Origin of the sequence: Bradyrhizobium sp. JR4.3 (assembly GCF_040547695.1) — a bacterium.
GTDB classification, from domain to species: Bacteria; Pseudomonadota; Alphaproteobacteria; order Rhizobiales; family Xanthobacteraceae; genus Bradyrhizobium; species Bradyrhizobium canariense.
This window is the reverse complement of record NZ_JBEPQF010000005.1, coordinates 271,915-297,691: the sequence shown is the minus strand read 5'-3', so window position 1 is coordinate 297,691 and position 25,777 is coordinate 271,915. Positions and strand designations below refer to the sequence as shown.

The window sequence follows — 25,777 nt, the reverse complement described above, 5'->3', positions numbered from 1 at the left end:
ACGGCGCCTGACCGATCGTCAGGAGCTCGCGTTCAGCACGGTGACGGCGCGGCGGTTCTGCGACCAGCAGGAGATGTCGTTGCAAACGGCCACCGGCCGCTCCTTGCCGTACGAGATCGTTCGCATGCGGTTCGGATCGATGCCGCGCGAGGCGAGGAACGAACGGACCGACTGGGCACGGCGGGCGCCGAGCGCGATATTGTATTCGCGGGTGCCGCGTTCGTCGGCATGACCTTCGACGGTGAAGCTGTAGCGCGGATAGCTCTGGAGCCACTGCGCCTGCTTCTCCAGGGTCACGATCGCCTGCGGGGTCAGATCGGTCTGGTCGCTTTCGAAGAACACGCGGTCGCCGACATTGACGACGAAGTCTTGCTGGCTGCCCGGCGTCGCCGCGTTGGCCATCGCATCCGTGGCAGCGTTCTTGTTGGCACAGGCCCCCATCGACAACGCGACGGCAAGCACCGCGGCCAGCTTCAATCCCTGGAGGATGCGCATAGGATGTTTCATTCCGGAGCCTCCACGCTCACGTTTCGTCCACTGCTGTCCGGTCTACAGGGGGTTGGTTAAGCGAACGTTCCGTCAACCTTGATGGAACCTTGCCACAGCCGGTCAAATGCCCCCAACCAGCGAAAAGCAACGGTCATGGTTAATGGGTTGTAAATGTGGCGCGATGGTGAAGGCAAGCCGCGCCGACCGGCAAAAACCGCGGGCTTTGCTGGAATTTTAGGCTCGTCGTGTGGAGACCCTAGCGCCTAGCGGGCAGAACCCGTTGCCGAGGCCGCTACGTCCGGCGTCCGCTGCGTGGCGAGCGACACCGGGCGCGGGGCCGCCTGGCGCGGGCCGCTGCGTTGAAACAACATGCGCCGCTCAAAAGCGCTGGAGCGCATGATCGGAAAGCGCGTCAAAACCTTTTCCCGCTGGTTGCGGAAATCGGACGCCATCAGCACGGCCTTCTTGGTGGGCCAGCCCGGAAACCCGCGTGGCTCCGGTGAAATGGTCTCGTGCAGGAAGATGCGACGATAGAACGCCTGATGATCGGTCCGGATCATGGCCAGCCCGGTATCGGCGTTGAAATGATCGCAAGCCACAAAAGCCAGCCGCACCGTCAGATAGGGCAGCTCCGGAAAACGCTGGTGCTTTTCGGGATCGGCAACAAACCGGCACGGATCGATGAGGACTTCGCCGCGGTCGAGCCGGGGATGCAGGACGTCGCCAAACACTTCGGTCGTGTAGGACATTCGCCAGTCGGACGTCAGGACGTGAATGCGAACGGAGCTGCAGAGCTCTCCATCGACATAGACCCCGAAATTCCAGGTGTTGGGCGCATCGTCGAAGCGATCGGTCACGCGCCGCGACTCCGACGGCTCGATCAGTCCGGCGTGCAGATAGGCCCGGTACCGCATCAGATAGAGGTTGTCTCGGTCCTCAGGAGTTTCGATCAGGCGGTAATCGATGCGGTCAAACAGAGCGGCTCCCCGCGGAAGGAGCACCGTTTGCGGTTCAGCCCCAGACGTCATCCAGTACCCCTACACTCCAAAGCAACTTCTGCGAGTGTGACGAGATTAATGGTTCATTAACGGAATTGCAAAGGCTTAGAAACGTTAGGGTTAACCTTTGCGGCCCGCAAAAACACGGGGCGCGAACGAGAGCCAAGGGCGTTGAAGAAGTGGGGCAGCGAAAGATCAGGCGATCGATCGCGAGGACACCATGACGATCTGGTCCTCAGCCCCGCGACGGCCATGCGAGGCATTGAGCAATTGGCGAATCCGGACTGCCGGCACCGGCCGGCTGAACAGATAGCCCTGCCCTTCGGTCACGGTGCCGTCGGCGCTGATCAGCTCGAGCTGATCATTGGTCTCGATGCCCTCGACCACGACGGCCATGCCGAGATCGGCCGACAGCCGCGCCACGCCGCGCAGCAGCGTCAGCGGCCGGTCGGCATCGATGCCTTCGAGGAAGGAGCGGTCGATCTTCACCTTCTGCATCGGGAAATTGTGCAGGTAGCTGAGGCTCGAATAGCCGGTGCCGAAATCATCCAGCGAAATGCCCACGCCGATCGCATGCAATTGCGACAGGATGTCGTGCGTGAGCTGGGTGTTGCGCAACAGCGAGGATTCGGTGATCTCGATCTCCAGCCGATGCGCCGGCAGCCCCGAAACCTCGAGCGCGTAGCGGATTTCGCTCAAGACGTCGCGCTGGTGGAATTGCTGCGGCGAGAAGTTGACGGCGACGCTGACACCCTCCGGCCATTTCATGCATTCCATGCAGGCGCGGCGCAGGATCCAGCGGCCGAGATCGACGATCAGCCCCATGTCCTCGGCGACCGGGATAATGTCGACCGGCGAGACCGTGCCGCGCACCGGATGATTCCAGCGCAGCAGCGCCTCGCAAGTCGTGATCTTGCCGGACTTCAGATTGACCAGCGGCTGGTAGAACAGCTCGAACTCCTCGTTGGCGAGCGCCTTGCGCAGATCGAGCTCGAGGATGCGGCGCGCCTCGACGGTCGCCGCCATCTCGTCGCGGAAGAAGCAGAAGGTGCCGCGACCGTCGGCCTTGGCCCGGTACAGCGCCATGTCGGCGTTCTTGAGCAGCGTGTCCGCGCTGATGCCCTCCGGCGCGGTCAACGCGATGCCGACGCTGGCGCCGATCTCGACCAGATGATTGTCGATGCGGTAACGCTCGCTCAGCCGCTCGACGATCCGGCGCGCCAGCGCAGCGGCGTCCTCGGGCGAGGAGATGTTCTCCTGGAACACGACGAATTCGTCACCGCCGAAGCGGGCGACGAAATCCTCGGGGCGCAGCATCTCGCGCAGACGGTTGGCGACCGCGCACAGCAGCTGGTCGCCGCAGGGATGGCCGAGCGTGTCGTTGACCTGCTTGAACTGGTCGAGGTCGACGAACAGCAGCGCGGACAGGCGCTCGGCGTCGTGCGAGATCGCCAGCAGCCTTTCGATCTCGTCGCGGAAATGAACGCGGTTGGGAAGCGCGGTGAGGTCGTCGTAGCGCGCCAGATGCGTGATCTTGGCCTCGGCGCTGCGACGGTCGGTAATGTCCTCGAGCAGCACCACCGCGCCACCGTCAGCCATCGGCTGGACAGTCCAGGACAACGACCTGTTTCGCTGCGTATCGGGATCGGCTGTGATGATCTCCTTGGCTTGCGAACTCTCGATGTCCGTGACGATCCGCTCGCCGCTCCCAGCCGAGATGGATCCGGCGCTGACGCATGCCGCGACGATGTCACGCGCGTTGACGCCGCGTTGCGCCAGACCTTCCGGCAGATTCATCATTGCGCCGAAGCGGTGGTTCATGACCGCCAGCTGTCCGTCGACGCGGAACATGCAGAGGCCGTGCGGCATGTTGTTCAGCGCCGTATCGAACTGGCCGGCGAGCGCGGCTTCACGCTCCCGTGCCACGACCGCTCCCATGAAGATTCGGTGCAGATTCACCGAGAGCTGCATGATCGCCATCAGGAACGCGGCGCTGACCAGCGCCATCGCGATGTAGTAGGGCGTTCCACGCAGTGCCAAGGCAAGCACGGCCGGACCGAAAATCAGCACGGCCTGGAGGTGGAAGATCGCAGGCCGGCCATATGCCCTGCCCGCGCCGCCCGCCGCGATTCCGGTGGTGACCGACAAGGCGATCATGTGGGCCACAGCGTCGTCCGTGGCCAGCAGGGCGGTGGCGCACCAGATGCCGATCGCAGCCGCCTGGATCTTTGCCCCGATCTGATAGCGCTTCTGCCAGCGTGCTGCCGCCTCGATGGTCATGACCGACTGACGTGCCTGATAGAGGCGCAGGTCGATCGCCCGCGCAGTCCCGGCCAGGACAAGAAGTGCGACGCACGCCCAGATCAGAGGCTCGCCCGTCCTCAGCGCGGTCAGGGCCGCACCGATCGACACGAAAATGAGTCCGGCCAGCAACGGACCAGGCGCTTCGAACAGCGAATCGATTTGCGCCGCCGAAGTTTTCGGCGGCCGCTGTTCCGGCTCTCCGCTCTGACTTGCAAACTGCATCTGGTGTTTACGCGCGTCCTGTCTGGAGCGCAGTTTTACCGATCCGGTATGAAGTCTTTCTGAGGGAATATCGTTAAAGTCGAGTTGTTTTGAACGAGCAACAGTCGAAATACATCAATAGAAACAAACCCATGGGAAAAGTTTGCCGAGTGCAACCTTAAAGAACAATTATCGCGGGGAAACATCGCGCCAAGTTTTCGAAAAAGGCGCGCGGTCAAATCATTGCGCATCGAGGACGGGCGGCTAGCCCGATGTCGAGGACAATAGCGGCGACCATGCGGGGTCGGAGGCGAAGCCCGGCGTCGGCACCTTCAGCTCGTTGCGGCCCGAGATGTCGACCGAGAACAGCGATGGCCCGCCGCTGCCGCCGGGATCGCGGAAGAACATCAGCACGCGGCCGTTCGGCGAGAAGGTCGGGCCTTCGTTGTGGTAGCCGGAGGTGAGAAGCCGTTCGCCGGAGCCGTCCGGCTTCATGACGCCGATCGAGAACTGCCCGCCACCTTGCCTGGTGAAGGCGATGTAATCGCCGCGCGGCGACCACACCGGCGTCGAATAGGTGGCGTTGTTGTCGTCCTTGGAGAAGGAGATGCGCTGCGCCGCTCCGCCGCCCGCGGCCATGACATAGATCTGCGATCTGCCGCCGCGATCGGACTCGAAGCAGATGCGGGCGCCGTCCGGGGAGTAGGACGGAGAGGTGTCGATCGCGGGCGTGTCGGTGAGGCGCGTGGTCGAGCGCGAGCGCAGATCCATCACGAACAGGTTGGAATTGCCGCCCTGCTGCAGGCTCATGATGACGCGCTGGCCGTCCGGCGAGAACCTCGGGGCAAAGGTCATGCCCGGGAAGTTGCCGACGATCTCGCGCTGGCCGGTCTCGATGTTGAACAGGTAGACCTTCGGATCGCCCTGCCCGAACTCCATGTAGGTGATCTCTTGCGAGTTCGGCGAGAAGCGCGGCGTCAGCACGAGGTCGGAGCCGCGGGTCAGATAGCGCACATTGGCGCCGTCCTGGTCCATCATCGCGAGCCGCTTGACGCGGCGCTCCTTCGGCCCGGTCTCGTCGACGAACACCACGCGGCTGTCGAAATAGCCCTTCTCGCCGGTCAGCTTCTCATAGATCTGGTCGGAGATGATGTGGGCGATGCGGCGCCAATATTCCGGCGAGGTGAAATATTGCTGGCCGGCGAGCTGCTGGCCGGTGACCACATCCCACAAGCGGAATTCGGCCTTGAGGCGCCCGTCCGGCTGCCGCGTCATGCGGCCGGTGACGAGGGCCTGTGCGTTGAGCGTCTTCCAGTTCTCGAATTGCGGCGCGACGTCGATGTTGCTGATGCGCTCGATGAAGGCGGCCTGGTCGACCGGCGCGAACAGGCCCGAGCGTTTCAGATTGTTGGTGATGACCTGCGTGACGCCGTTGCCGACGTCGCCGTCGGCGGGCGAGCCGGGCACGAAGTTGGTGATCGCGATCGGAATCGGCCGAAACTCGGTGGGATCGATGCGAAGGCGTCCCTGCGGCTGCTGGGCGAAGGCCTGCCCGCCTCCGAGCATCGCGAGCGTCGATCCGGTCAGGGTCATGAAGCGGCGGCGGTTCATCGAGCGGACGTCATTCATCGCAAAATTCTTTTGTTCGGATGTCACAACATGTCTTTCAGGCCGAAAGTCATCGGAATGAGCTTCCAGCTCTCGTATTGCTGCTTCGGCATGAACGAATAGACCTGACACTGCACGATGGCGCGTCTGGCACTCTCCGCCACCGCCTGTGCGATCGACCGCGACGGCCCCCTCACCGCGACGACGATCGGCTCGGACGCGAGCGATCCGTCGATCTTCATGGGAATGTCGATGTCGGCTTCGTATTGATCTGCATCCTGCCCGTTATAGGTCGGCGTGAAGCAGCGCTTCACCGCTCCCTGGAACGCCCCCCGCCAGGTCGCAATGTTGTTGGCGGCCGTTCCGCTCGTCGATCCCAGCGAGGCCGACGCATTCAGCGTCGAGCCGGCGAGTTCGTGCCGGGTCGCCGCGCGCTTGTCGAGATCGCGCTGGATCTGCGCGGGATCGAAGCTGCGCTCCTTGGGCTTCGGCACCTGCTGCGGCTGCACCGCTGCGACCTTCTGCTCCGGCGGCTTGGGCGGCGGCTTCTTGGTTTCGAGCTTTTTCTGGAGCTCGGCGATCGGATCTTCCTTGGCCGGGTCAGGCTTTTTTTCCGGCGGCTTCGGTTCTTCTTTGGGCTTCGCCTCGGCGACGGGCTTGGGCGGCTCGGGCTTCTTCTCGACCGGCTTCTCGACGGGTTTTGGCGGCGGTTCGGGCGTCGAGTTGGTCTTGATCAGCTCTTTCTTCTCGGTGACCTTGCCGACGGCGTCTTCCTCGGGCTTGGCTTCCGCGATCTTCTCGACCTTCGGCTTCGGCTCTTTCTTGTCGCCGGTCTTCTGCCCCGACATCATCTGCGCGAGCTGGTCGGTGGAGATGATGTCGATCGGCAGCGACTCTTCGGCCGGAACGAAAGCCCTGCTGCTAAAGGTGACGAGCCCCCATCCCAGCACGAGGACGTGGAGGGCAATCGACGCAACGAGTGTCTTGTCGACCTTCACCTTCACGGTCTACCCCTGATCCGCTTCCGTGACGAGCGCCAGCTTCTTGAAGCCTGCGCCGGACAACTGGCCCATGACCTTGGCCACCGTCCCGTAATCCGCCTTCTTGTCGGCACGCAGATAGATGCGCTCCTCGAGCCCGCCGCGCGCGTCCGTGATCGCCTTCAGCTTGGGGATCAGTTCGTTGATCGCGATCTCGGCGTCGTTGATGAACACCTTGCCCTTGATGTCGACCGACATCTGGATCGGCTTCTGGTCGTTGTTTTCGAGGCTCTTGGCCTGGGTCTGCGGCAGGTCGAGCGGCACGCCGACCGTCAGCATTGGCGCCGACACCATGAAGATGATGAGCAGCACCAGCATCACGTCCACCATCGGCGTGACGTTGATTTCGGCCACGACCGGCTTACGCCGGCCACGGCGCCCACCGCCTCCGGACGAACTCGCGACGTTCATGCCCATGGTCTGGTGCCCAAATTGCCCTTCACACTATACATGCCGTCCGTCAGCCCCGCTCGTCGATCTGGCGCGACAGGATGGCTGAAAATTCATCGGCGAAGCCTTCGAGGCGCTGGGCCTGCCGGTTCACCTCGGAGGTGAACTTATTGTAGAAAATAGTGGCAGGAATGGCGGCGATAAGGCCGACGGCGGTCGCAAACAGCGCCTCCGCGATACCAGGGGCCACCACCGCCAGAGAGGTATTTTTCGACGCCGCGATCGACTGGAAGCTCGACATGATGCCCCAGACGGTGCCGAACAGGCCGACGAAGGGGCCGGCGGAGCCGACGGTGGCTAGCACCAGTAGCCTGCGTTCCAGCCGCTCGACCTCGCGAGCGATCGAGACATTCATGACCTTGTCGATGCGCATCTGAAGGCCTGCGACCGAGCGGGCCTGGCTCTCGAACGAACGCTTCCACTCGCGCATCGCCGCGACGAAGCAGGCCGCCATGGAATGCGTCGGCTTGGCCGAGAGCGTGCGATAGAGGTCCTCGATCGACTCGCCGGACCAGAAAGCCTGCTCGAAACGGTCCATCGAGCGGCGGGTGCGGGCAAACAGGAAGATCTTGTCGATGGCGATCGCCCAGACCCAGACCGAGCAGGCGAGCAGCCCCAGCATCACCGCTTTCACGATCCAGTGAGCCTGCCAGAACAGCGCGATCAGCGACACGTCCGCGGAAGCGGCAACCGGAAGGGCTGACTGAGCCACGTCGGCCGGATTCATAAGCAGTATCCTCTCAAGGCGATCGTTACCTGATGTCCCGACCTAATGTCCCGGCCAGCAAATGGCCGCCGGTTCCCCAATAGCCGCGCTAGAACCGGCGCGGCCGGCAAGCCCGCTCAAAGCCTCGTCTTTCTGGGGTGCAGGGCTCGTCCAAAGCCAGCCGCCTGCATTCCCTGCCAAGATGTCAAAACTATGGGCCCGACCCCAAGGCTCAGACTTCAGGCTTTGGGCGCGATTGTCCGCAATTACCAGAGCCCGGCGATGGTTAATGCTGGGTTACCGCGGGCGGATTTGGCTGCCGGAAAGCGAGCGGGCGCAGGCGGTTGGCAAGCTGCCGGCCCCGGCTGTTGCTGACATCACGTCGGAGGAACCAGCCCTCGCCCGAAAAATTGTCTGGAAAATCACTTCTCGCGAGGTTTTGCCATGAGCGTCAACCCCAAGACGACCGCCGCCATCGGCGATCATCCGCTCCACCCCATGATCATCCCGTTCCCCGTCGCCTTCCTGGTCGGCGCGCCCATCGCCGATCTCGCCTTCATCGGAACCGGCGACGGCTTCTGGGCCAGAGCCGCCATGTGGCTGATCGGCGCCGGCATCGTGATGGCGCTCGTTGCTGCCGTGGCAGGATTCACCGACTTCTTCAGCGACGCCCGTATCCGCAGCCTCAACGATGCCTGGTATCACATGATCGGCAATCTCGTGGCGGTGGTGCTGGCTGCGATCAATTTCTACCTCCGCTACGCGCAAGGCGCGGAGGCTGCGGTCAAGCCGTGGGGCGTGGTGCTCTCGCTGATCGTGGTCGGCATCCTCCTGTTCACGGGATGGAAAGGCTGGGAAATGGTCTACCGGCATCATGTCGCGGTGCTGGACGCGCCGGGCCAGACCAGTTCGGAACCGGTCACCCCGCATCATGGCGGCGAGAGCCGCCGCCGCGCCGCCTGAACGAGGAGTACGTCGCTTGATGACGTGAGGGCGAGTCAGGCCGCCGAGGCGGGTTCGGGGCAATTGGTCAGCCGCGCCGGATTGCCGATTGCGGTGCAGCCCGGGGGCACGTCGCTCGTCACGACGGTGTCGGCGCCGATCTTCGCACAAGCGCCGATCCTGACGTTGCCGAGAATTGTGGCGCCGGAGCCGATGAAGACGCCGCGACCGATGCGAGGCGAGCGCGCCGGCAGTTCCGTGCCACGACCGATGCTGACGTTCTGAAGGATGGTGGCGTCGTCGCCGATCGCCACATCTGCACCGATCACGATGCCGGTGGCGTGGTCGAGATACACCGATAATCCCAAGCTCGCCGCCGGATGAATGCTGACCTGCAGGACGTTGGAGGCCTCGTTCTGAAACAGCAGCGCCGCGTCGCGATAGTCGTGATGCCAGAGCCAGTTCGAGACGCGCCATGCCTGCAAGGCGACGTAGCCCTTGAAATGCAGCAGCGGCGCCAACAGTCCGGTGATGGCGGGATCGCGGAGAACGATGGCTTGCAAGTCGCAGCCGGCCACCTCGATCAGATCCGGCTGGCCATGGAAGGCGTCGCGGGAAAACGTCGTGAAGCGCTCGCGTTCGGCCTCGCTGTCGCCAAGCCGGCGTCCGATCAGGTCGGACAGTGCGGCGGTAAAATCGTCATGGACGAGGATGAGTCCGACAAGAGCCTTGCCGAATATGGGGTCGGCTGCCGCTGCGCGCTGCGCCTCGTCGCGGATCTTCTGCCAGAGGGTATCGCTCGCCGTCATCGCCGCTTCCGCCATCGTTGCTGCCTGCGGTATTTTGACGCTTCCTTTTCACTGTCGGATATAAACCGTCGGCAGCCCGCGCGCCACGGACCCCGTGACGCTACGAGCTTGCATGCCAAGCGGCCTGGATCATATATAGGCCGTCGAGTTCGCGGTCGAAGCTATGGCCTCAGGTTGACTTTGCCGCGTGCGGCCGCCTTGGGCCAGGGTTGTCCAAGCACCTCGTTCAAGACCCCGCGGTGGTCCGCCATCGCCGGGTTTTTCGTACACAGCGGCCCTCAATGCTGCCGAAGCGAAACTCGAATCTCTGTCATCCAAGGTCACGCCAATACATGTCGCCCAACGCCCCCGCCGACGACCAACACGACGACATCATGTATCCCTCCGCCCTGCCGTTCCTGCTGGTTCATCTCGGCTGCGTTGCCGCCATCTGGACCGGCATTACCTGGCAGGCCGTCGCGATCTGCGCCTCGCTGTATGTCGTGCGCATGTTTGCGATCGGAGCGGGCTACCACCGCTATTTCTCCCATCGGGCTTTTGCGACCGGCCGGGTGTTTCAGTTCATCCTGGCCTGGCTTGCGCAAAGCACCGCGCAAAAAAGCGTTTTGTGGTGGGCGGCCAAGCATCGACATCATCATCTGCATTCCGATACCGAGGACGACGTGCATTCGCCGCGTCACCGAGGCTTCCTCTATAGCCATCTCGGCTGGATTTTTTACCGGGAGCACGATGGCACCGACCTCGTGAAAGTCGGCGATTTCGCTGCCTATCCGGAGCTGATGTGGCTGCATCGCCTGGAACTCCTGCCGGCCGTGACGCTGGCTGCGCTCTGCTTCCTGGTCGGCGGATGGTCCGGTCTCGTCGTCGGCTTCCTGTGGAGCACCGTGCTGGTCTATCACGCGACCTTCTGTATCAACTCCCTCGCCCACGTGCATGGACGCAAGCGGTACGTGACCGGCGATGATTCCCGCAACAATTGGCTGCTGGCCTTATTCACCCTCGGTGAGGGCTGGCACAACAATCACCACGCCTACCAGAGCAGCGTGCGGCAGGGTTTTCGCTGGTGGGAAATCGATGTCACCTATTACATCCTGAAGGTGCTGTCCTGGTTCGGCGTCGTCTGGAACATGAAGTCGCCGCCCGAGCAGGTGCTGCGCAACGAGCAGCCGCTCGGCGCACGCGTCATCAACCGGGCGGCCCGCGAGCTTGCCGGACGGTTCGATGCGCAGACCCTGGCGCACGCGATCTCGTCGGCGCTACGCCGAGCCGATCTGGCCCAGTTGCAACTGCCGACGCTGCACGACATCCTCAGTCGCGCGCATGAAGGCGTCGATGCACTGACGCATCTGCATTTGCCGAAGATCCCGACCCGCGAGGAGTTTCTCGCCGAGGCCAAGGCGATGTTCGCGCGTACGCGATCACTCAACGAGATCGTGGACTACGCCTACGAACACTTCCTGGAGTCGGTTCGCGCGCAGCTCGCCACGGCGCGCTGAGCAAGGTCTCTGCGGACAAGATTTTTCCAAACCAAGGCAATCCGGACGTCGCGGCGGCCTGCCGCGCATTCCCAAAACCAAACCGCCCGCCTGCGGGTTGCGCAGGCGGGCGGCTTGGGGCCATCAGGACTTTGGGGGCATGCGCCTGACGGCTTTGAGAAGCGTCAGTCTCGAGATCAACCTTGAGATCAACCCTGCTGCTGGTCGGTCGGCGGCGGTGTCGGGCGCGTTTTGTGTTGCGCCATGAACTGGTCGAACTCTTCCTTGTCCTTGGCGTGACGCAGACGGTCGAGGAAGTTCTTGAACTCGACCTGCTCTTCCTCGAGCCGCTGCAATGTCTCGGTGCGGTACTCGTCAAAGGCGCGGTTGCCGCTCGAGGGCGGGCCGAAGCCAAAGCCGAAACCGTGGCGCTCCATGCGGCCGCGCATACGGTCCATCTTGTACTGCATCCGCTCCATCTTGTTCTGCCAGCGATCCTGGTTGCTCCAGCACGACATTCTTCTGCTCCCGAGTGTGAAAAAGAGAAGGGCAAGTCCGATCGGCCACCAGATGATGAAGCCGAGGATGGTCACGGCGATCCAGCCGGGATGCCAGGGCGTGTTGAGCATGTGGGGGCGCTCGTAGTGTTGGTCCGAAGGGCCGCGCCATCGATTGACATCAGCGGTGTAGGCCATTTCCCTCTCCATGACGGCATCAGCGCCGTTGTGAATGTAAATAACATTTACATAGGTAGATCATCCCGCGATTTTGTCAAGCCGACCGCCTGACAGGGCGAGGCAATTATTTGGGTAACTTTATTTCGGCTTGCCCCAGGGACCACCGGGCGGCACGCCGGAACCGGAGGATGCCTCCGGTGGCACCGGCGGCGGCTCGGCGCTTTTCGCCGGAGGACGGCGATCGGTCGGGAAGCCGAGACCGCGGAGATAAATCAGCACCTCGGCTTCGAGCAGCTCGTCCGGCGACATCGGCAGCTTTCGACGCGCGGCATCGCCGCGGGAGAACAGCGAGGCCACGCCATGCGCCATCGACCAGATGTGCAGCGCCATCATCATCGCCGGAGGCCGCGGCGTGCCCGGCGGCGCCAGCGCGGCAAGCCGCTCCGCCGCGGCACGAATGACGTTGAAAGCACGCTCGCTAGCGGCCTGTAGCGCCGGATTGACATCCACCGGCACGCCCGATTCGAACATCGCGTTGTAGAACGCGGGCTCCTCGCGGGCGAAGGCGAGATAGGCCCTGCCGACACGCTCGAACGCCGTGACGGTGTCGGGCCGTCCGTCGTCCCAGGCCGCGGTCAGGCGCGATTCGAACTGCTCGAAACCGCGCTGCGCGATCGAGGACAGCAGTTCGTCACGGTCGCGAAAATGCCGGTACGGTGCCGCCGCACTGACGCCGGCCATGCGCGCGGCATCGGCAAAGGTGAAGCCGGCCGCGCCCTTCTCGGCGATCAATCCAAGGGCGGCCTGCAGCAGGGCTTCCTTCAGATTGCCGTGGTGATAGCCGCGCTCGGCGCGGCGCGTCTCCTTGCGCCAGCTCATGTGAACGACCTTTACATGAGCTGGGCAGGAAGGTCACTAGCGGCGACGGGTTGATCAGCCCGTATTCTCCCCGGTCCGGGGCAGCGGCCGAAGCCCTAGCCGCCAGGGATCGGCAGCACCGGCATGATCTCGACGCGTTCGCCGGGGAAGATCGTGAAGTGCGGGTGTTTTTCGAACATCTTCGCCGCGGCTTCGTGCGAGGCCGCACGCACCACGGTGAAGGCGCCCATCTCGTTGGCGATGTCGGCGAGGCCCTTGCCGTCGACCTTCTTGGTCTTGCCGAGCGGCCCGCCCATGGCCTGGATCGCGCCTTGGTGCTTTTCGACCCAGCCCTTCCAGGCCGCCATGCCCTCCTGCTCCTTCGCCTTGCGCTCGGCCTCGGGCATCGCATCCCATGCGGCCCATTTGGAGCTGGTCTTGCTGCCGAGGAAAACGGCGAGATAGGTATCGGTGCTCATCGGTTCTCTCCTTTGCTGATGGATAGACAAAGCTGCGGCTATTTCTTGAGGTCGCCGAAACCGGCGGCGGCCTCCTGCACGTCAGGCGGAAAGTCGCTCATCTCCTGCACCTGACGGATCTCGATGATTTCGTTCGGTGCGGCCGGACACCGCTTGGCCCAGGCGATCGCCTCGGCACGCGATGCAACCTCGATCATCCAGTACCCGCCCAGGACCTCCTTGGCCTCGGCGAACGGGCCATCGGTCACGATGGGCTTGCCGGCCGCAAACGAGACGCGCGCGCCCATCGAGGGCGGGTGCAGGCCGTCGAGCGTGATCAGCACGCCGGCGTCGTTCAGCACCTCGTTGTAGCGCATCATCGCAGCGACCCGCTCGGGATCGAGCTGAACGTCGGGCGCTGCGGTCTCGTAGCCGAGCGGGATCATCAGCATCATGAATCGCATGGAGGTTCCTTGCTTGCTTAGTCGCCCTTACCCAAGACGAGCGAACCCTGACGGAACCGACAGCGTGGCGACAATTATTTAGCGCGCCTGCGGCAGGAAACGCCCGTCCTGCCGGGCAGCGCCGAAATAAACCTCGATGCGGCGAACCTTGCCGCCGGCGAAGGTGAAGAACTCGGTGTTGCGAAAGCTCCTGCCATCTGTCGCCAGGCAGAGATAGGTGACGAAGGCCTCGTCACCTTGGACGAAAATCCGCTCGATGTCGTGCCGCGCAATCCAGCCGGTGTCCCTCCAGCAACGCTCGAAATAGGCCGCCTTGTCGAGGTCGTCGTCGAACGGGCTGGTGAAGCGGAAATCGTCCGCCAACGCGTCGGCGACCCGTTGCCGGTCGTTGTCGAGATATGCGGCGAAAAGGTCTCGAATCAGGCGCTCGTGATCGTTGGACATTCCGGGTCTCCCTGGCAATGATCCCCTGGAAGACGATCCATCGAGGACCGTCCCGACATCGTGGCTTCGAGTTAAGGCCTTCCTCGTCGGAACGAAAGCGAAGTAAAAGAGGCTCGCGCTCGCGCGATCTTTCATAAGGACCGATCAGCCAATGCCCCCTACCCCGCACCGCGTTGCCCTCGTCACCGGAGCCGCGCGTGGCATCGGGCTTGCGACCGCGAAGAAGTTTTTGACCGAGGGCTGGCGGGTTGCGTTGCTCGACATCGAGGGCGAGCTGCTCGGCCGCGCGGTCGCCGAGATCGGCCGGGACGAGGCCACGCTGGCGCTGACCTGCGACGTCTCGGACGCAGCCGCGGTTGCCGCCGCGATGATGTCGGTCGAAAGGCGGTTCGGCCGGCTCGACGCGCTCGTCAACAATGCCGGCATTGCCGTGTTCGCGCCGCTGATGGAGACGTCGGAGACCGATTGGCGGCGCGTGCTCGAGGTCAACCTCACCGGCCCGTTTCTCTGCACCAAGGCGGCGGTGCCGCTGATGCGCGACGGCAATGGCGGCGCCATCGTCAACATCACCTCGATCTCGGCGGTGCGCGCCTCGACGCTGCGCTCGGCCTACGGCACCAGCAAGGCGGGCCTCGCGCACCTCACCAAACAGCTCGCGGTCGAGCTCGCGTCCCTCAACATCCGCGTCAATGCGGTCGCGCCGGGACCGGTCGATACCGCGATGGCGAAGCAGGTGCACACCAGCGAGATCCGCGCCGACTACCACGACGCCATCCCGCTCAACCGCTACGGCCTGGAAGAGGAACTCGCCGAAGCGATCTACTTCCTGTGCTCGGAACGATCCAGCTACATCACCGGACAAATTTTGGCCGTCGATGGCGGCTTCGATGCGGCGGGCATCGGCCTGCCGACGCTGCGCGGCGAACGGCGGAACGGGTAGGCACGGCGTAGGTTGGCCTAGCGAAGCGTCACCCACCTCTTCTCGTCGGCCAATCCTACGGACTCGAATTCGCGGAGGCTTCATGCGACGCGTCACCTTCCTCAGCGCCTTGATGCTCGTATCCGCGCTGCTCGCCGCCACGCCTGCCTTGGCCGAAATCCGCATCATCCAGTCGCCCGGTGGACAGGTCGGGCCGTTCCTCGATTTGTTCGAGAAGGTGCGCGAGAGCGGCGAGCGCGTGGTGATCGACGGTCCCTGCCTGTCCGCCTGCACGCTGGTGCTGAGCATCGTGCCGGGCGAGCGGATATGCGTCACCAAGCGTGCCGTGCTTGGCTTTCATGCGGCGCGCTCGGTCGACCGGCGCGGACGCTTCTACGCCGAGCCGGAAGCATCCGATGCGGTGCTTGCGGCCTATCCCGGCCCGGTGCGCGACTGGATCAGTCGCCGCGGCGGCCTCTCGTCGCGGTTGCTTCTGTTGAAGGGACGCGACCTCGCCGCGATCTATCCGCGCTGCCGGTGACGATCAGCGGACGCAAGCGCCCGCCAAATCGCGCCGGTCACCTGCTTCGTGAGGCCTAATAAAAACTCTGGATCAGCTGGGTCAATTCCATGCTCGCGCAGATGAGCATACCCCAAAGTGCAAAGTTGATCTGCAGCGCCGCCGCCATCGGTCGCTCCCCTTCCAAGTCCGCCCGCCCCAGTTTTTAGAATTTATGACGAAATAAATAACGATTCTGTCCCGCAGTTCACAGCCTAATATTGCGCCAGTTGTTGTGCGATGCGGTCCGCATGATTTCACGAAGCGGCCTCACTGCTCTCGCAATGTGGTGCGACAGCAACATCTATATTCGGCCGTGTCGGCCAGGCGTTTCCCTTAGGTTCCATTTGAGCGGTGCGACGCAAGCTTCGGCAAGCGTATTTGGCGCGTCGCATACAACACCCAAGGGTTCGGCATGATGCGACACGGCTTTGTCTTGCTCACGTTTTGCGCAACGCTCATGGGATGCGTGGTCGCGCCTGCTCAGGAACGCCGTCCGATCGCATGGGACGGCCTCGGTCAGGATCCGAACCGTCCCTCCGTCATCAAGCGTCGCGTGGCGACCCAAGCTCCTGCGGCGAGTGATCCGAATCAGGAGCGGGAGAGAGTCCTCGGCACCTTGCGCCCGTACTCCGCGGCGTGGTGGGCAATCCATGACGAAATCGAAGCTGAGAATGACAGGCAGCTCGGGACAAAGCTCGTGATCTGTCCGCGCTGCGTTCCCTCCTCGCAACCACCGAGCAATGACGTGACCGGATCGATCCGCTGAGAGCGGCACGCGGTCGATCGGCACATGACGCAACGTCTCATGCGCGCCCCTCTCCGCATCGTCAGGGAGAGGGGATCGCCGCTTGGCGCGTCAAGCGATCGCGCCTGTCACATTCCCTCGGCCGGGCAGTTCACCATCCAGGGAATGCCGAACTTGTCGACGCACATGCCAAAACCCTTGGCCCAGAAGGTCTTGCTGAAGGGCATGGTGACGTTGCCGCCATCGGCGAGCGCATTGAACTTGCGCTCGCCGTCCGCGGGATCCGCGACCGTGAGCGAGATCGAAAAGCCCTGCGGCTTGTGAAAATGCTCGCCTGGTGCGTCGGAGGCCATCAGGACGCTGCCGTCTGGCAGCGACATCCGCGCATGCATAATGATCTTCTCGCGGCCGGGCGTGGCGGGCACCTCCGGCGGCGCATCCGAGGCGCGCATCATCGCATCGATCTTGCCGCCCAAGACCTTGGCGTAGTAGTTGAACGCCGCTTCGCAGGTGTCCTGATAGAACAGATAGGGATTGAGCATCGTTTCTCTCCGTTTTGCTTTCATTCGGGGTGACGGCGCTACTTCTCGGTGAGCTTCTTCAGGCTGGCCAAGCCCGCCTCGAAATCCTTGCCGATCATGTTGTCCATGTTGATGAACACCTGCATGACCTTGGACAGGAACGGCGCCGGACCGGACATCGCCCACGTGACCAGTGTGGCATCGCCTTGCGGCACAAAGGTGAACTCGGCGGTGTTGTGGCCTTCGAAAGGCCGCTCGAAGTCGAGCTTGATCCGGAGTTTTGACGGCGCACTCGCCTCGAGGATCTCCATATGGCCGGCGCCGACATTGTTGTTCCCGTCCCAGGCATAGGTCGCGCCCTTGCCCGGCGCAGTTCCGCCGAAGCTGCGCTTCATCGCGGGGTCCCGGCCCTCGTAAGGTGACCAGGCGGTCCAGCGATGGAAATCGGCGACCAGCGGATAGATCGCATCGGCGGGCGCCTTCACGGCGAGGCTACGTTCGACGCGGAAGGTGCCGGGTTTCGTCAATGCGAAGACGAGGACACCCGCGAGTCCGACAGCGAGCACGACGGCGATGATGGCAATGGCTTTCAGCATGAATGGCTCCCTGGATACGCACCTAGGACGAAGGGAGGGGACCGGGCCCGACAAGGCGAAGCGAAAATTTTTGCGACGCCCGAAGCAGGCGCTCCCTACTTCACCTTGGCGCCTTCGACCTTCGCGCCCTGCCTGGCGCCGCCATTTGCGCCGTTCGGCTGGCTGTCGCGGATCAGGCGATCGAGATGCATGCGGATGTGAGCGGCTTCTGCGGACGTGTTGGCGAGGGCGATGGCGCGGTCGAAGGCGATGCGGGCTTCGTCGTTGCGGCCAAGCTGCATCAGGAAGGCGCCGCGCACGCCGTAGAAATGGAAGTAGTTGGCAAGCTTTGGCGCCAGCGGCTCGATCAGGTCGAGCGCGGCTTGCGGTCCGCGCACCTTGGAAACCGCGACCGCGCGGTTGAGCGTCACCACCGGCGAGGGCTGCACCACCTCCAGCGCGCCATAGAGCAGGTCGATCTGCGCCCAGTCGGTCTCCTCGGGCGTCGCCGCGCGGGCATGCAGCGCGGCGATCGCGGCCTGGATCTGATAGGGCCCGCTGCGGCGATGGCGTATCGCCTTGTCGATCAGCGCGAGGCCTTCCGCGATCATGGTGCCGTTCCACAGCGAACGATCCTGGTCATCCAGCAGGATCAGCGAACCATCCGCGGCAAAGCGCGAGGCACTGCGCGCATGCTGCAACAAGATGAGCGCCGTGAGCCCCATGATCTCCGGCTCGCTCTGGAACAGCCGCAACAGCAGCCGCGCCAGCCGGATCGCTTCTTCGCACAGCGGCTTCCTGATTTCGGCGGTGTCGCCGCTCGCCGAATAGCCCTCGTTGAAGATCAAATAGATCATCGCGGCGACAACAGCGAGCCGCTCCGCGCGCTCGACCGCGCCCGGCGTTTCAAACGGCGTCCCGGCCTCCGCGACCTTGGCCTTGGCACGCGTGATGCGCTGCTCCATCGCCGCTTCCGACACCAGGAAGGCGCGCGCGATCTGCTTCACGGTCAGGCCGCAGACGATACGGAGCGCCAGCGCGATCTGCTGCGTCGCCGGCAGCCCTGGATGGCAGCAGATGAACATCAGCCGCAGAATGTCATCGCGGTAGTGCGAGCCGTCGAGCCGCTCCGCGAGCGCGCCCTCGGCGTCGTCGAGATCGGAGATCGCCTGGTCGTCCTCCGGCAGCGGCTGCTGCTTGCGGGTGCGGCGCACCTCGTCGATCGCAACGTTGCGGCCGACCATGATCAGCCAGGCCGCGGGATCCCGCGGCGGCCCGTTCTGCGGCCATGTCTTCAGCGCGCGCAGGCAGGCGTTCTGGAATGCCTCCTCGGCGGTGTCGAGATCGCGGAAATAGCGCAGCAGCGCGCCGACCGCCTGGGGGCGCGCCGAGGTCAGCGCGGTCTCGATCCAGGCGGTATCGGCCTCGCTCACGTCAGATTTCCTCCGGGCCTGAACACGCCCACGGGCCGCACTTCATAGGCGCCGCCGGGATTGGCCGCGCCGAGGTCGCGGGCGACATCGAGCGCCTCGTCGAGGTTCTTGCAATCGACGATATAGAAGCCGAGCAACTGCTCCTTGGTCTCCGCATAGGGGCCGTCGAGCACCAGCGGCGGGTCCTCTTTACGCAGCGTCGCGGCCGCGGTGGTCGGCAGCAACCGCGCCACCGGACCGAGCCGGCCTTGGCTCGTGAGCTTCTCTTGCACCACGGCGAGCTTCTTCATCACGGCTTCGTCCTGGTCCTTGCTCCAGGAGCCGACGAAGTCCTCGTCGTGATAGCAAAGGATCGCATAAAGCATGGGCAGTACCTTCCCTGACCTCTTGTTTTGAAGACGATCCAATATGCCTCGCCCCGACAGGGCTGCGGAAAAAATTTGCAAGAAAAATCCGGAAGATCGTGCCAAGGAGGGCCCTCAAAAGCGGAACCTATAGAGGCACTCGAATGACCGTAGGCACACTGGCCGTCCTGATCAACAGCACGCAGCAAAACTGGCTGCCGGAGCGCTGGAAGGGCCGGTTCGACGCGGTCTGCGGCGGCCGCCGCGTCGTGCTGCTGCCCGATGCCGGGCTCGATCCGGCCGAGGTGCACTATGCCGCGGTGTGGAAGCCGGTGCCGGGCGACCTCGGCTCCTTCCCCAATCTGCGGGCGATCTTCAATCTCGGCGCCGGCGTCGATGCGCTGATGGCGGACAAGAGCCTGCCGAACGTGCCGCTCGTGCGTGTCGCCGTGCCCGATCTGACCGGCCGCATGACCGAATACGTCGTGCAGCACGTGCTGATGCACCACCGCCAGGAGCTTTATCTGCGCCAGTCGCAGCGCGAAAAGCGCTGGGAGCCGACCTATCAATGGCCGGCGAGCGCCGTCACGGTCGGTGTCATGGGACTGGGCACGCTCGGCGCCGACGCGGCCGATGTGCTGCGGCGGCTTGGTTTCCGCGTCGCCGGCTGGAGCCGCAGCCCGCGCACCATCGCGGGCGTCGAATGCTTCCATGGCGCCGGGCAGATCGATGCATTCCTGCGCACGACCGATATCCTCGTCAGCCTGTTGCCGCTGACGCCTGATACACACGGCATCCTCAACCGCGATGTCTTCACCAAGCTCAACCGCAAAAGCCCGCTCGGTGCGCCCGTGCTGATCAACGCCGGCCGCGGCGGCCTTCAGAATGAAGCCGACATCCTGGCCTGCCTCGACGACGGCACGCTGGGCGCCGCCTCGCTCGACGTCTTCGTGCAGGAGCCGCAGCCGGCGGACAGCCGGTTCTGGACCCATCCCAAGGTGCTGCTGACCCCGCACAACGCCGCCGACACCGACGCCGACGCGATCTCGGCCTATGTCGCCGAGCAGATCGCGCGGTTCGAGGCCGGTGGCGTGCTGGAGAACGTGGTGGACCGGACGCGGGGGTATTGAGACCTCACGTGCCATCGAGCCCGTAAAATCACTGATCGTCGGCCGGTATCCCGTTCACCCTCTCTTAGCGAGAAGTTGATAGGCGTTGTTAATCAACGCTCAACGAACGAGTCGGACATGCGCTTCACGCTCGGCCTCAGGATGCGGATCACGGTTGCGCTGGCGGTGACGGCGGCGGCGACCGCCCTGTTCGCCGTGCTCGGGGCGATGTGGATCATTTCCGGCATCATCGACCGCGCCGATCAGCGCGAGCTGCGCAGCCATTACGACGCGCTCCAGTCGCGAATTGCCGAGGAATCCCAGCGTGCCGCCGCCATGAGCGCCGTCGTCGCCGCAATACCGGCGACGCAGGACGCGATGGCCAAACAGGATCGCAACGCTTTGATCGGCCTGTTCGGGCCGGTGTTTGCCGCGACCAAATCGGAGTACGGCATCGAACAGTTCCAGTTCCATGTGGCGCCCGCGACCTCGTTCCTGCGCGTACACCAGCCTGCTAAATTTGGCGACGACCTCTCGGGCTTCCGCAGGACCGTGATCATGGCCAACCAGGAGCACAAGGTCGTGGTCGGCCTCGAGGGCGGCTTGGCCGGGCTCGGTATCCGCGGCGTGGTGCCGATCGCGCAAGCCGGCAAGCATCTCGGCTCGGTGGAGTTTGGCCTGACCTTCGGCCAGTCCTTCCTGGACGACTTCAAGACCAACCGCCATGTCGACATCGCCTTCCATCTCGCGGACGGCGGCGGCTTCAAGCTGTTCGGCGGCACGCTGAAGGGTAAGAGCTTCTTCGATGCGGCCGATTACGGCCGCGCCGCCGGCGGCGACTTCACGATACGACAGGCCAAGCTCGACACCGCGCCGGTAGCGGCGCTGCTCGGGCCGATCAGGGATTTTTCCGGTAAGTCCCTCGGCGCGGTCGAACTGGTGATGGACAATGCCGACTATGTGGCCTCCGCCGACCGAGCCTGGCTGCTGGCATTCGGCATCGCCGCGCTCGGGCTCGTGCTCGCGGCCATCGTCGGCTATCTCATCGCCCGCAGCATCTCCCGTCCGATCATCTCCATCACCACCGTGATGCGCGAGCTGGCCGACGGACACCTCGATGTCACTGTCCCCGTCAGCAAAGCGAATGACGAGGTCGGCGCGATGGTCAAGGCTGTCGCGGTGTTCCGCGACAACGCCGTCAACTTCAACCGGCTCCAGACCGAACAGGCCGACACTAAGACGCAATCCGAAGCGGAGAAACGGCGCGCCTTCGCCGCTCTCGCCGACAATTTCGAAGCCAGCATCCGCGACGTCGTCACCACGGTCTCCTCGGCCGCGGTCGAGATGGAGAACACCGCGCGCTCGATGTCTGATATCGTCGAGCGGTCGCGGCAGCAAACCGGCACGGTGTCGTCGGCCTCGGCGCTCGCCTCGGAGAATGTGCAGACGGTTGCTGCCGCCGCGGAAGAGCTGTCGTCGTCGATGGCCGAGATCAGCCGGCGCCTTGCGCACGCGACCGCGGTAGTCGGCAAAGCTGCGAGCGACGGGCGACGGTCGAACGAGCGCGTGCAGAGTCTGGCCGACGCTGCGCAAAAAATCGGCGACGTCGTCTCCTTCATCAGCGGCATCGCCGAGCAAACCAATCTGCTGGCACTCAACGCGACGATCGAGGCGGCGCGCGCGGGCGAAGCCGGCCGCGGCTTTGCGGTGGTTGCCTCCGAGGTGAAGGCGCTGGCAACCCAGACCGCCAAGGCGACCGAGGAGATCGGCGCCCAGGTGACGGCGGTACAAGGCGAGACCACCGGCGCAGTGGACGGCATCCAATCGATCTGCGCAACGATCCAGGAAGTCGACGAGATCTCCGCCGCGATTGCCGCCGCCGTCGGCCAGCAGGGCACCGCGACGCAGGAGATCGCGCAGAACGTCCAGCAGGCGGCCGCCCGCACCGGCGAGGTCTCGCAAAACATCGCGGGCGTCACCGCCGGCATCGCCGCGACGGGAACAGCGGCGGAGGAAGTCCTGGGCTCGGCGATCGAGCTGTCGAAACAATCGCAGCGGCTGCGCGATGAGGTGGATCGTTTCCTGGCGCATATTCGCGCGGCGTAGGCGGGGCTACAAACTCAATGTCGTCCTGAAGCTGCGGCGCGACGGCGGGAACTCCGAATCTTCGCCAAACCAGACTCGGTGGCTATGGGTCCTGGCTTTCGCCAGGACGACGTTTGGGAGATAGCTCGCGCCACGCAACCGCCTAGCTCTTTCCTCCCAGCATCAGGTCGATCGCCCCCTTCACGATTGCCTCGAGCTCCTTCCGCGACACACGCGCGCGGGAGCGGATGGCAATTGAGTGCACGGTCGCTGAAGCGAGCTGCGCCAGCACGGCGGGATCGGCGCTGTCGGGCAACTCGCCTTTCTCCTTGGCGCGGCGGAAGCAACTCGCAAATGCCTTGTCGAGCTCAGACAGGCCATCCAGCACCATGGCGCGGATGTCGGGATCGCCGACCGCCTCGGAGGCCGCCGTGACCACGGTGAAGCAGCCGCGCGGGCCGGTTTCGCCGGAAAGATAAATGTTCAGCGCGGAAGCGAAGATGCGCTCCAGCCGCCGGCGCACGGGCATCTCCTTGCGAAAGATCTCCACCATCGATGCGCGCGCTTCCTCGCGGTAGCGCTGATAGCTCTTGATGTAGAGCTCGCGCTTGTCGCCGAAGGCGCCATAGAGGCTCGGGCGATTCATGCCGGTGGCTTCGCTGAGATCGTCGAGCGAGGTCGCCGCGAAACCCTGCGTGCGGAACAGGTCGAGCGCCTTGCCAAGCGCGATGTCGGGTTCATAAGCGCGCGGACGGCCGCGGCGTTTAGGCTCCGTGGCAGCAGTTGGCGGCTTCGATTTTTGTACCATTTCGCAATTTAATCCTTGACCGCCCCCATAATATGCAAGACAGTACAAAAATCAATCTGGCCGGGTTGAGCGACACTCCAAAAGTCACATCGAAGAATTGCCCAAGGAGGCTCAAGATGGATCTTTATTTCTCGCCGCTCGCCTGTTCGATGGCGAGCCGCGTCGCGCTGTATGAAGCCGGCGCCGAAGCCAATTATCTCGAAGTCGATCCGCCGACCAAGACAGTGCTGAGCGACGGCACTGACTTCCGAACCGTGAATCCGATCGGCCTCGTGCCGACACTGCGCACCGACGAGGGCGTGGTGCTGACCGAAAACGCCGCGATCCTGCAATACATCGCCGACCGCTTCCCGCAATCGGGCCTCGGCGCTGCAGCGGGCATCGATCGCACGCGGCTGCATCAATGGCTCTGCTTCATCGGCACCGAACTGCACAAGGGCCTGTTCATCCCGGTGCTCGACCGCAAGGCGCCGCAGGAAACGAAAGCGTATGCGCTGGAGAAGAACCTGTCGCGGCTGGACTATCTCGACAATTACCTGAAGGGGCGCGACTTCCTGCTCGACCATTTCAGCGTCGCCGACGCCTATCTCATCACGGTCATCAACTGGACCATGGCGACGCCGCCGATCGAGCTCGCGAAATGGCCAAATGTGAAGGCCTATTACGAACGCCTGCGTCAACGGCCGTCGATCGCCAAGGCGATCGCGGAAGAGTTCGAGCTGTACAAGGCCGAGCAGGCGCGGAAGAAGGCCGCGGCGTAAGCTTTGACGATTGAGGCGCCGTCCCGGCTGAGCGGCCGGGGCGGCGCAATCTATCCGTACAGCACCCTCGGGAGGATCGTGACGATGCCGGGCCAGAGCGTCAGCAGCAGAACGAAGCCGACCATGATGAGCAGGTACGGCATCGTGACCCGCGCGATGTAGCCGAGGCCGTCGTCGGTCAAGCCCTGGATCACGAACAGGTTGAAACCAACCGGCGGCGTGATCTGGGCCATCTCGACGGCGAGCACGAGGAAGATGCCGAACCAGATCTCGTCGAAGCCCGCGCCCTTCACGATCGGCAGCACGATCGGCAGCGTCATCACGATCATCGAGAAGCCGTCGAGGAAGCAGCCGAGGATCAGGTAGAAGATAATCAGAACCACGATCAGCATTAAGGGCGATAGCCCCAAGCCTTTCACGAAGGCGGCGACCGCCTGCGGGATTCCGAGGAAGGCCGCGGCGTTGCCGAGGATCGAGGCGCCGAGCACGATCAGTGCGATCATCGAGCAGGTCACGACCGAGCCGATCAGCACGTCGCGGATCACCTGCTGCGACATCGAGCCCTGCGCCCAGGCGACCAGTGCCGCGCCGAGCACGCCGACCGCGGCGGCCTCCGACGGGGTGGCCAGCCCGCCATACATCGAGCCGAGCACGCAGGCGATCAGGAACAGCGCCGGCGCGAGGTCCTTCAGCGCCGCAAAACGTTCGCGCCACGGCACCTGCGAGAGCTTTGCCTCGGACTCCGGCACCAGCGTGCGGTTGAACGTCGTGTGCAGCATCACCCATCCCATGAAGGTGGCCGCCAGCAGGAGGCCGGGCAGCACGCCGGCGGTAAAGAGCTTGAGAATAGAAACGTCGCCGAGCACGCCATAGATGATCATGATGTTGGACGGCGGGATCAAAAAGCCGAGCGTGCCGGCGCCGGCGAGCGAGCCGATCGCGATGTCGCGGGAATAGCCGCGGCGTGTGAGTTCGTTGAGCGACATGCGGCCGATCACCTGAGTCGTCGCCGCCGACGAGCCGGAGATCGCCGCGAAGATGGTGCAGCCGATCACGTTCACATGCAGAAGACGACCCGGCAGGAGCCCTGCCCAGGGCGCGAGCCCCTGGAACAGCGAACGTGACAGACGGGTGCGAAACAGCAGCTCGCCCATCAGGATGAACAGCGGCAGCGCCAGCAGCTCCTGCGTCGTCAAGATGTTCCAGGCGTATTGCGGCAGCAGCTTGTCCAGCGGGATCGAGCGGAACATCGCCAGCAGCAGAGTCGCAGTGAGCGCAAGCGTCAGGCCGATCCATACGCCGCACGCCAGAAGCGCAAACAGGATCGCAAAGAGAGCAACGACTTCGATGGTCATGAAATGCGGTGTCCGCTGGCTGGCGCGTGGGCGATCATTCGACGGGCGAGGCCTTCATGCGGTGATCCTCCAGCGGCAGGCCGAGCACGGCCTGGATCGCGCGGGCCAGGAACTGGAGCGTCAGCAGCAACATGCCGAAGGTGACGACGGCCTGCGGAAACCACAGCGGAGTGTCGCTCGAGGTCGAAAGCTGGCCGCGCACATAGGCGCCGAAGGCGAACTTCGCCATCGAGGATGTCAGGAAGGCCATGAAGGCGAAGCCGGCGGCGGCCGACAGGATTTCGATCGCGCGCTGAAACGGAGCGGGGACGTTCTTCAGCAGCAGCACGACACGGATATGGCCGCCGACACGCAGGGTCATGGCGGCGCCGAAGGTGAAGGACGCCGCCATCAGATAGGAGGAATACTCCCACGCGATCGAGATCGTGGGCGGGAAGAACGGCAGGAAGTTCGAGAGGAAGCGCGTTGCGACCTCGCACAGCATCAGCAGCGTCAGCATCAAGAGGCAGCCGCCACCGATCCAGCCGTCGAGCCGTCCAAGACGGTCGATGCCGTCGAGCAGGATGCGCAGCGGCGCCGGCGCCGCTGCGTTGAGACTATGCGGAGCTGCGGGCGAAACGCTGACCACGGCCCGTCC

General features: G+C 64.1%; 28 protein-coding genes. 8 read left to right on the top strand and 20 right to left on the bottom strand.

Annotated features, from left to right (window positions below; all coding sequences use genetic code 11):
• Window positions 1-18: 18 nt before the first annotated feature.
• From pal to tolQ, 7 genes are all read right to left on the bottom strand, one after another.
• A complete protein-coding gene (pal, locus tag ABIB91_RS11840; RefSeq protein ID WP_007596304.1) occupies window positions 19-507 on the bottom strand; it encodes a peptidoglycan-associated lipoprotein Pal in 489 nt (162 codons plus the stop codon).
• A 245-nt stretch (window positions 508-752) separates the two neighbouring features.
• Entirely contained in the window at window positions 753-1,517 is a 765-nt protein-coding gene (locus ABIB91_RS11835; protein WP_007596306.1) for an N-acyl amino acid synthase FeeM domain-containing protein, read from the bottom strand.
• A gap of 165 nt (window positions 1,518-1,682) precedes the next feature.
• The gene (locus ABIB91_RS11830) at window positions 1,683-4,013 is read right to left on the bottom strand and encodes a putative bifunctional diguanylate cyclase/phosphodiesterase (RefSeq protein ID WP_354168056.1); all 2,331 of its coding nucleotides are present in this window, start codon (window positions 4,011-4,013) and stop codon (window positions 1,683-1,685) included.
• A 243-nt stretch (window positions 4,014-4,256) separates the two neighbouring features.
• On the bottom strand, window positions 4,257-5,603 hold the full coding sequence (gene tolB, locus ABIB91_RS11825) for a Tol-Pal system beta propeller repeat protein TolB (protein WP_007596313.1): 1,347 nt from the start codon (window positions 5,601-5,603) through the stop codon (window positions 4,257-4,259).
• A gap of 41 nt (window positions 5,604-5,644) precedes the next feature.
• A complete protein-coding gene (tolA, locus tag ABIB91_RS11820; RefSeq protein WP_007596315.1) occupies window positions 5,645-6,604 on the bottom strand; it encodes a cell envelope integrity protein TolA in 960 nt (319 codons plus the stop codon).
• A 3-nt stretch (window positions 6,605-6,607) separates the two neighbouring features.
• Window positions 6,608-7,057, bottom strand: a complete 450-nt coding sequence (gene tolR, locus ABIB91_RS11815; protein ID WP_018453789.1) for a protein TolR — start codon at window positions 7,055-7,057, stop codon at window positions 6,608-6,610.
• Window positions 7,058-7,100: 43 nt separating this feature from the next.
• Complete coding sequence (tolQ, locus tag ABIB91_RS11810; RefSeq protein ID WP_007596319.1) at window positions 7,101-7,817, bottom strand: protein TolQ; 717 nt, start codon at window positions 7,815-7,817, stop codon at window positions 7,101-7,103.
• A gap of 423 nt (window positions 7,818-8,240) precedes the next feature.
• On the opposite strand from tolQ, the gene ABIB91_RS11805 reads away from it, so the two are divergent.
• A complete protein-coding gene (locus tag ABIB91_RS11805; RefSeq protein WP_007596320.1) occupies window positions 8,241-8,759 on the top strand; it encodes a DUF2231 domain-containing protein in 519 nt (172 codons plus the stop codon).
• 35 nt (window positions 8,760-8,794) lie between these two features.
• On the opposite strand, the gene ABIB91_RS11800 is transcribed toward ABIB91_RS11805, so the two are convergent.
• Window positions 8,795-9,562: a serine acetyltransferase domain-containing protein gene (locus ABIB91_RS11800; RefSeq protein WP_354168053.1), complete on the bottom strand. Its 768-nt coding sequence runs from the start codon at window positions 9,560-9,562 to the stop codon at window positions 8,795-8,797.
• Between the two features lie 317 nt (window positions 9,563-9,879).
• Between ABIB91_RS11800 and ABIB91_RS11795 the strand changes: the two genes are divergently transcribed.
• Entirely contained in the window at window positions 9,880-11,043 is a 1,164-nt protein-coding gene (locus ABIB91_RS11795) for an acyl-CoA desaturase (RefSeq protein WP_354168052.1), read from the top strand.
• Window positions 11,044-11,231: 188 nt separating this feature from the next.
• Here the strand turns inward: ABIB91_RS11795 and ABIB91_RS11790 are convergent, their stop codons facing one another.
• The 5 genes from ABIB91_RS11790 to ABIB91_RS11770 all read right to left on the bottom strand — a co-directional run bounded on the left by ABIB91_RS11790 (window position 11,232) and on the right by ABIB91_RS11770 (window position 13,923).
• Window positions 11,232-11,717: a DUF2852 domain-containing protein gene (locus ABIB91_RS11790; protein ID WP_007596323.1), complete on the bottom strand. Its 486-nt coding sequence runs from the start codon at window positions 11,715-11,717 to the stop codon at window positions 11,232-11,234.
• 120 nt (window positions 11,718-11,837) lie between these two features.
• Complete coding sequence (locus ABIB91_RS11785; RefSeq protein WP_007596325.1) at window positions 11,838-12,578, bottom strand: TetR/AcrR family transcriptional regulator; 741 nt, start codon at window positions 12,576-12,578, stop codon at window positions 11,838-11,840.
• Window positions 12,579-12,673: 95 nt separating this feature from the next.
• Window positions 12,674-13,036: a YciI family protein gene (locus ABIB91_RS11780; protein ID WP_354168050.1), complete on the bottom strand. Its 363-nt coding sequence runs from the start codon at window positions 13,034-13,036 to the stop codon at window positions 12,674-12,676.
• A gap of 38 nt (window positions 13,037-13,074) precedes the next feature.
• Window positions 13,075-13,479 carry a YciI family protein gene (locus tag ABIB91_RS11775; RefSeq protein WP_354168048.1) on the bottom strand — a complete coding sequence of 135 codons (405 nt, stop codon included), beginning with the start codon at window positions 13,477-13,479 and terminating at the stop codon, window positions 13,075-13,077.
• 78 nt (window positions 13,480-13,557) lie between these two features.
• Window positions 13,558-13,923, bottom strand: coding sequence for a nuclear transport factor 2 family protein (locus tag ABIB91_RS11770; protein WP_354168046.1), 366 nt, complete (start codon window positions 13,921-13,923; stop codon window positions 13,558-13,560).
• A 151-nt stretch (window positions 13,924-14,074) separates the two neighbouring features.
• Here ABIB91_RS11770 and ABIB91_RS11765 point away from each other — a divergent pair, with 151 nt between their 5' ends.
• The 3 genes from ABIB91_RS11765 to ABIB91_RS11755 all read left to right on the top strand — a co-directional run bounded on the left by ABIB91_RS11765 (window position 14,075) and on the right by ABIB91_RS11755 (window position 16,170).
• The gene (locus tag ABIB91_RS11765; RefSeq protein WP_354168044.1) at window positions 14,075-14,863 is read left to right on the top strand and encodes an SDR family NAD(P)-dependent oxidoreductase; all 789 of its coding nucleotides are present in this window, start codon (window positions 14,075-14,077) and stop codon (window positions 14,861-14,863) included.
• Between the two features lie 82 nt (window positions 14,864-14,945).
• Window positions 14,946-15,383, top strand: a complete 438-nt coding sequence (locus ABIB91_RS11760) for a hypothetical protein (protein ID WP_354168042.1) — start codon at window positions 14,946-14,948, stop codon at window positions 15,381-15,383.
• A 433-nt stretch (window positions 15,384-15,816) separates the two neighbouring features.
• A complete protein-coding gene (locus ABIB91_RS11755; protein ID WP_354168040.1) occupies window positions 15,817-16,170 on the top strand; it encodes a hypothetical protein in 354 nt (117 codons plus the stop codon).
• Window positions 16,171-16,277: 107 nt separating this feature from the next.
• Here the strand turns inward: ABIB91_RS11755 and ABIB91_RS11750 are convergent, their stop codons facing one another.
• The 4 genes from ABIB91_RS11750 to ABIB91_RS11735 all read right to left on the bottom strand — a co-directional run bounded on the left by ABIB91_RS11750 (window position 16,278) and on the right by ABIB91_RS11735 (window position 19,043).
• Complete coding sequence (locus tag ABIB91_RS11750) at window positions 16,278-16,691, bottom strand: VOC family protein (RefSeq protein ID WP_354168038.1); 414 nt, start codon at window positions 16,689-16,691, stop codon at window positions 16,278-16,280.
• Window positions 16,692-16,729: 38 nt separating this feature from the next.
• Entirely contained in the window at window positions 16,730-17,266 is a 537-nt protein-coding gene (locus ABIB91_RS11745) for an SRPBCC family protein (protein WP_219681705.1), read from the bottom strand.
• A gap of 95 nt (window positions 17,267-17,361) precedes the next feature.
• Window positions 17,362-18,678, bottom strand: a complete 1,317-nt coding sequence (locus tag ABIB91_RS11740) for an RNA polymerase sigma factor (protein ID WP_007596339.1) — start codon at window positions 18,676-18,678, stop codon at window positions 17,362-17,364.
• A complete protein-coding gene (locus ABIB91_RS11735; protein WP_007596340.1) occupies window positions 18,675-19,043 on the bottom strand; it encodes a YciI family protein in 369 nt (122 codons plus the stop codon). Before ABIB91_RS11735 ends, ABIB91_RS11740 begins: the two co-directional genes overlap by 4 nt.
• 143 nt (window positions 19,044-19,186) lie before the next feature.
• On the opposite strand from ABIB91_RS11735, the gene ABIB91_RS11730 reads away from it, so the two are divergent.
• Both ABIB91_RS11730 and ABIB91_RS11725 read left to right on the top strand, forming a co-directional pair.
• A complete protein-coding gene (locus ABIB91_RS11730; RefSeq protein WP_354168034.1) occupies window positions 19,187-20,152 on the top strand; it encodes a 2-hydroxyacid dehydrogenase in 966 nt (321 codons plus the stop codon).
• A 117-nt stretch (window positions 20,153-20,269) separates the two neighbouring features.
• Window positions 20,270-22,237, top strand: coding sequence for a methyl-accepting chemotaxis protein (locus tag ABIB91_RS11725; RefSeq protein WP_354168032.1), 1,968 nt, complete (start codon window positions 20,270-20,272; stop codon window positions 22,235-22,237).
• Between the two features lie 142 nt (window positions 22,238-22,379).
• Here ABIB91_RS11725 and ABIB91_RS11720 read toward each other — a convergent pair whose 3' ends face one another.
• The gene (locus ABIB91_RS11720; RefSeq protein ID WP_354168030.1) at window positions 22,380-23,024 is read right to left on the bottom strand and encodes a TetR/AcrR family transcriptional regulator; all 645 of its coding nucleotides are present in this window, start codon (window positions 23,022-23,024) and stop codon (window positions 22,380-22,382) included.
• 116 nt (window positions 23,025-23,140) lie between these two features.
• Between ABIB91_RS11720 and ABIB91_RS11715 the strand changes: the two genes are divergently transcribed.
• Window positions 23,141-23,785, top strand: coding sequence for a glutathione binding-like protein (locus ABIB91_RS11715; RefSeq protein WP_007596345.1), 645 nt, complete (start codon window positions 23,141-23,143; stop codon window positions 23,783-23,785).
• A gap of 50 nt (window positions 23,786-23,835) precedes the next feature.
• Here the strand turns inward: ABIB91_RS11715 and ABIB91_RS11710 are convergent, their stop codons facing one another.
• A complete protein-coding gene (locus tag ABIB91_RS11710) occupies window positions 23,836-25,140 on the bottom strand; it encodes a TRAP transporter large permease (RefSeq protein WP_354168028.1) in 1,305 nt (434 codons plus the stop codon).
• A 34-nt stretch (window positions 25,141-25,174) separates the two neighbouring features.
• A complete protein-coding gene (locus tag ABIB91_RS11705) occupies window positions 25,175-25,768 on the bottom strand; it encodes a TRAP transporter small permease subunit (RefSeq protein WP_354168026.1) in 594 nt (197 codons plus the stop codon).
• Window positions 25,769-25,777 lie beyond the last annotated feature (9 nt).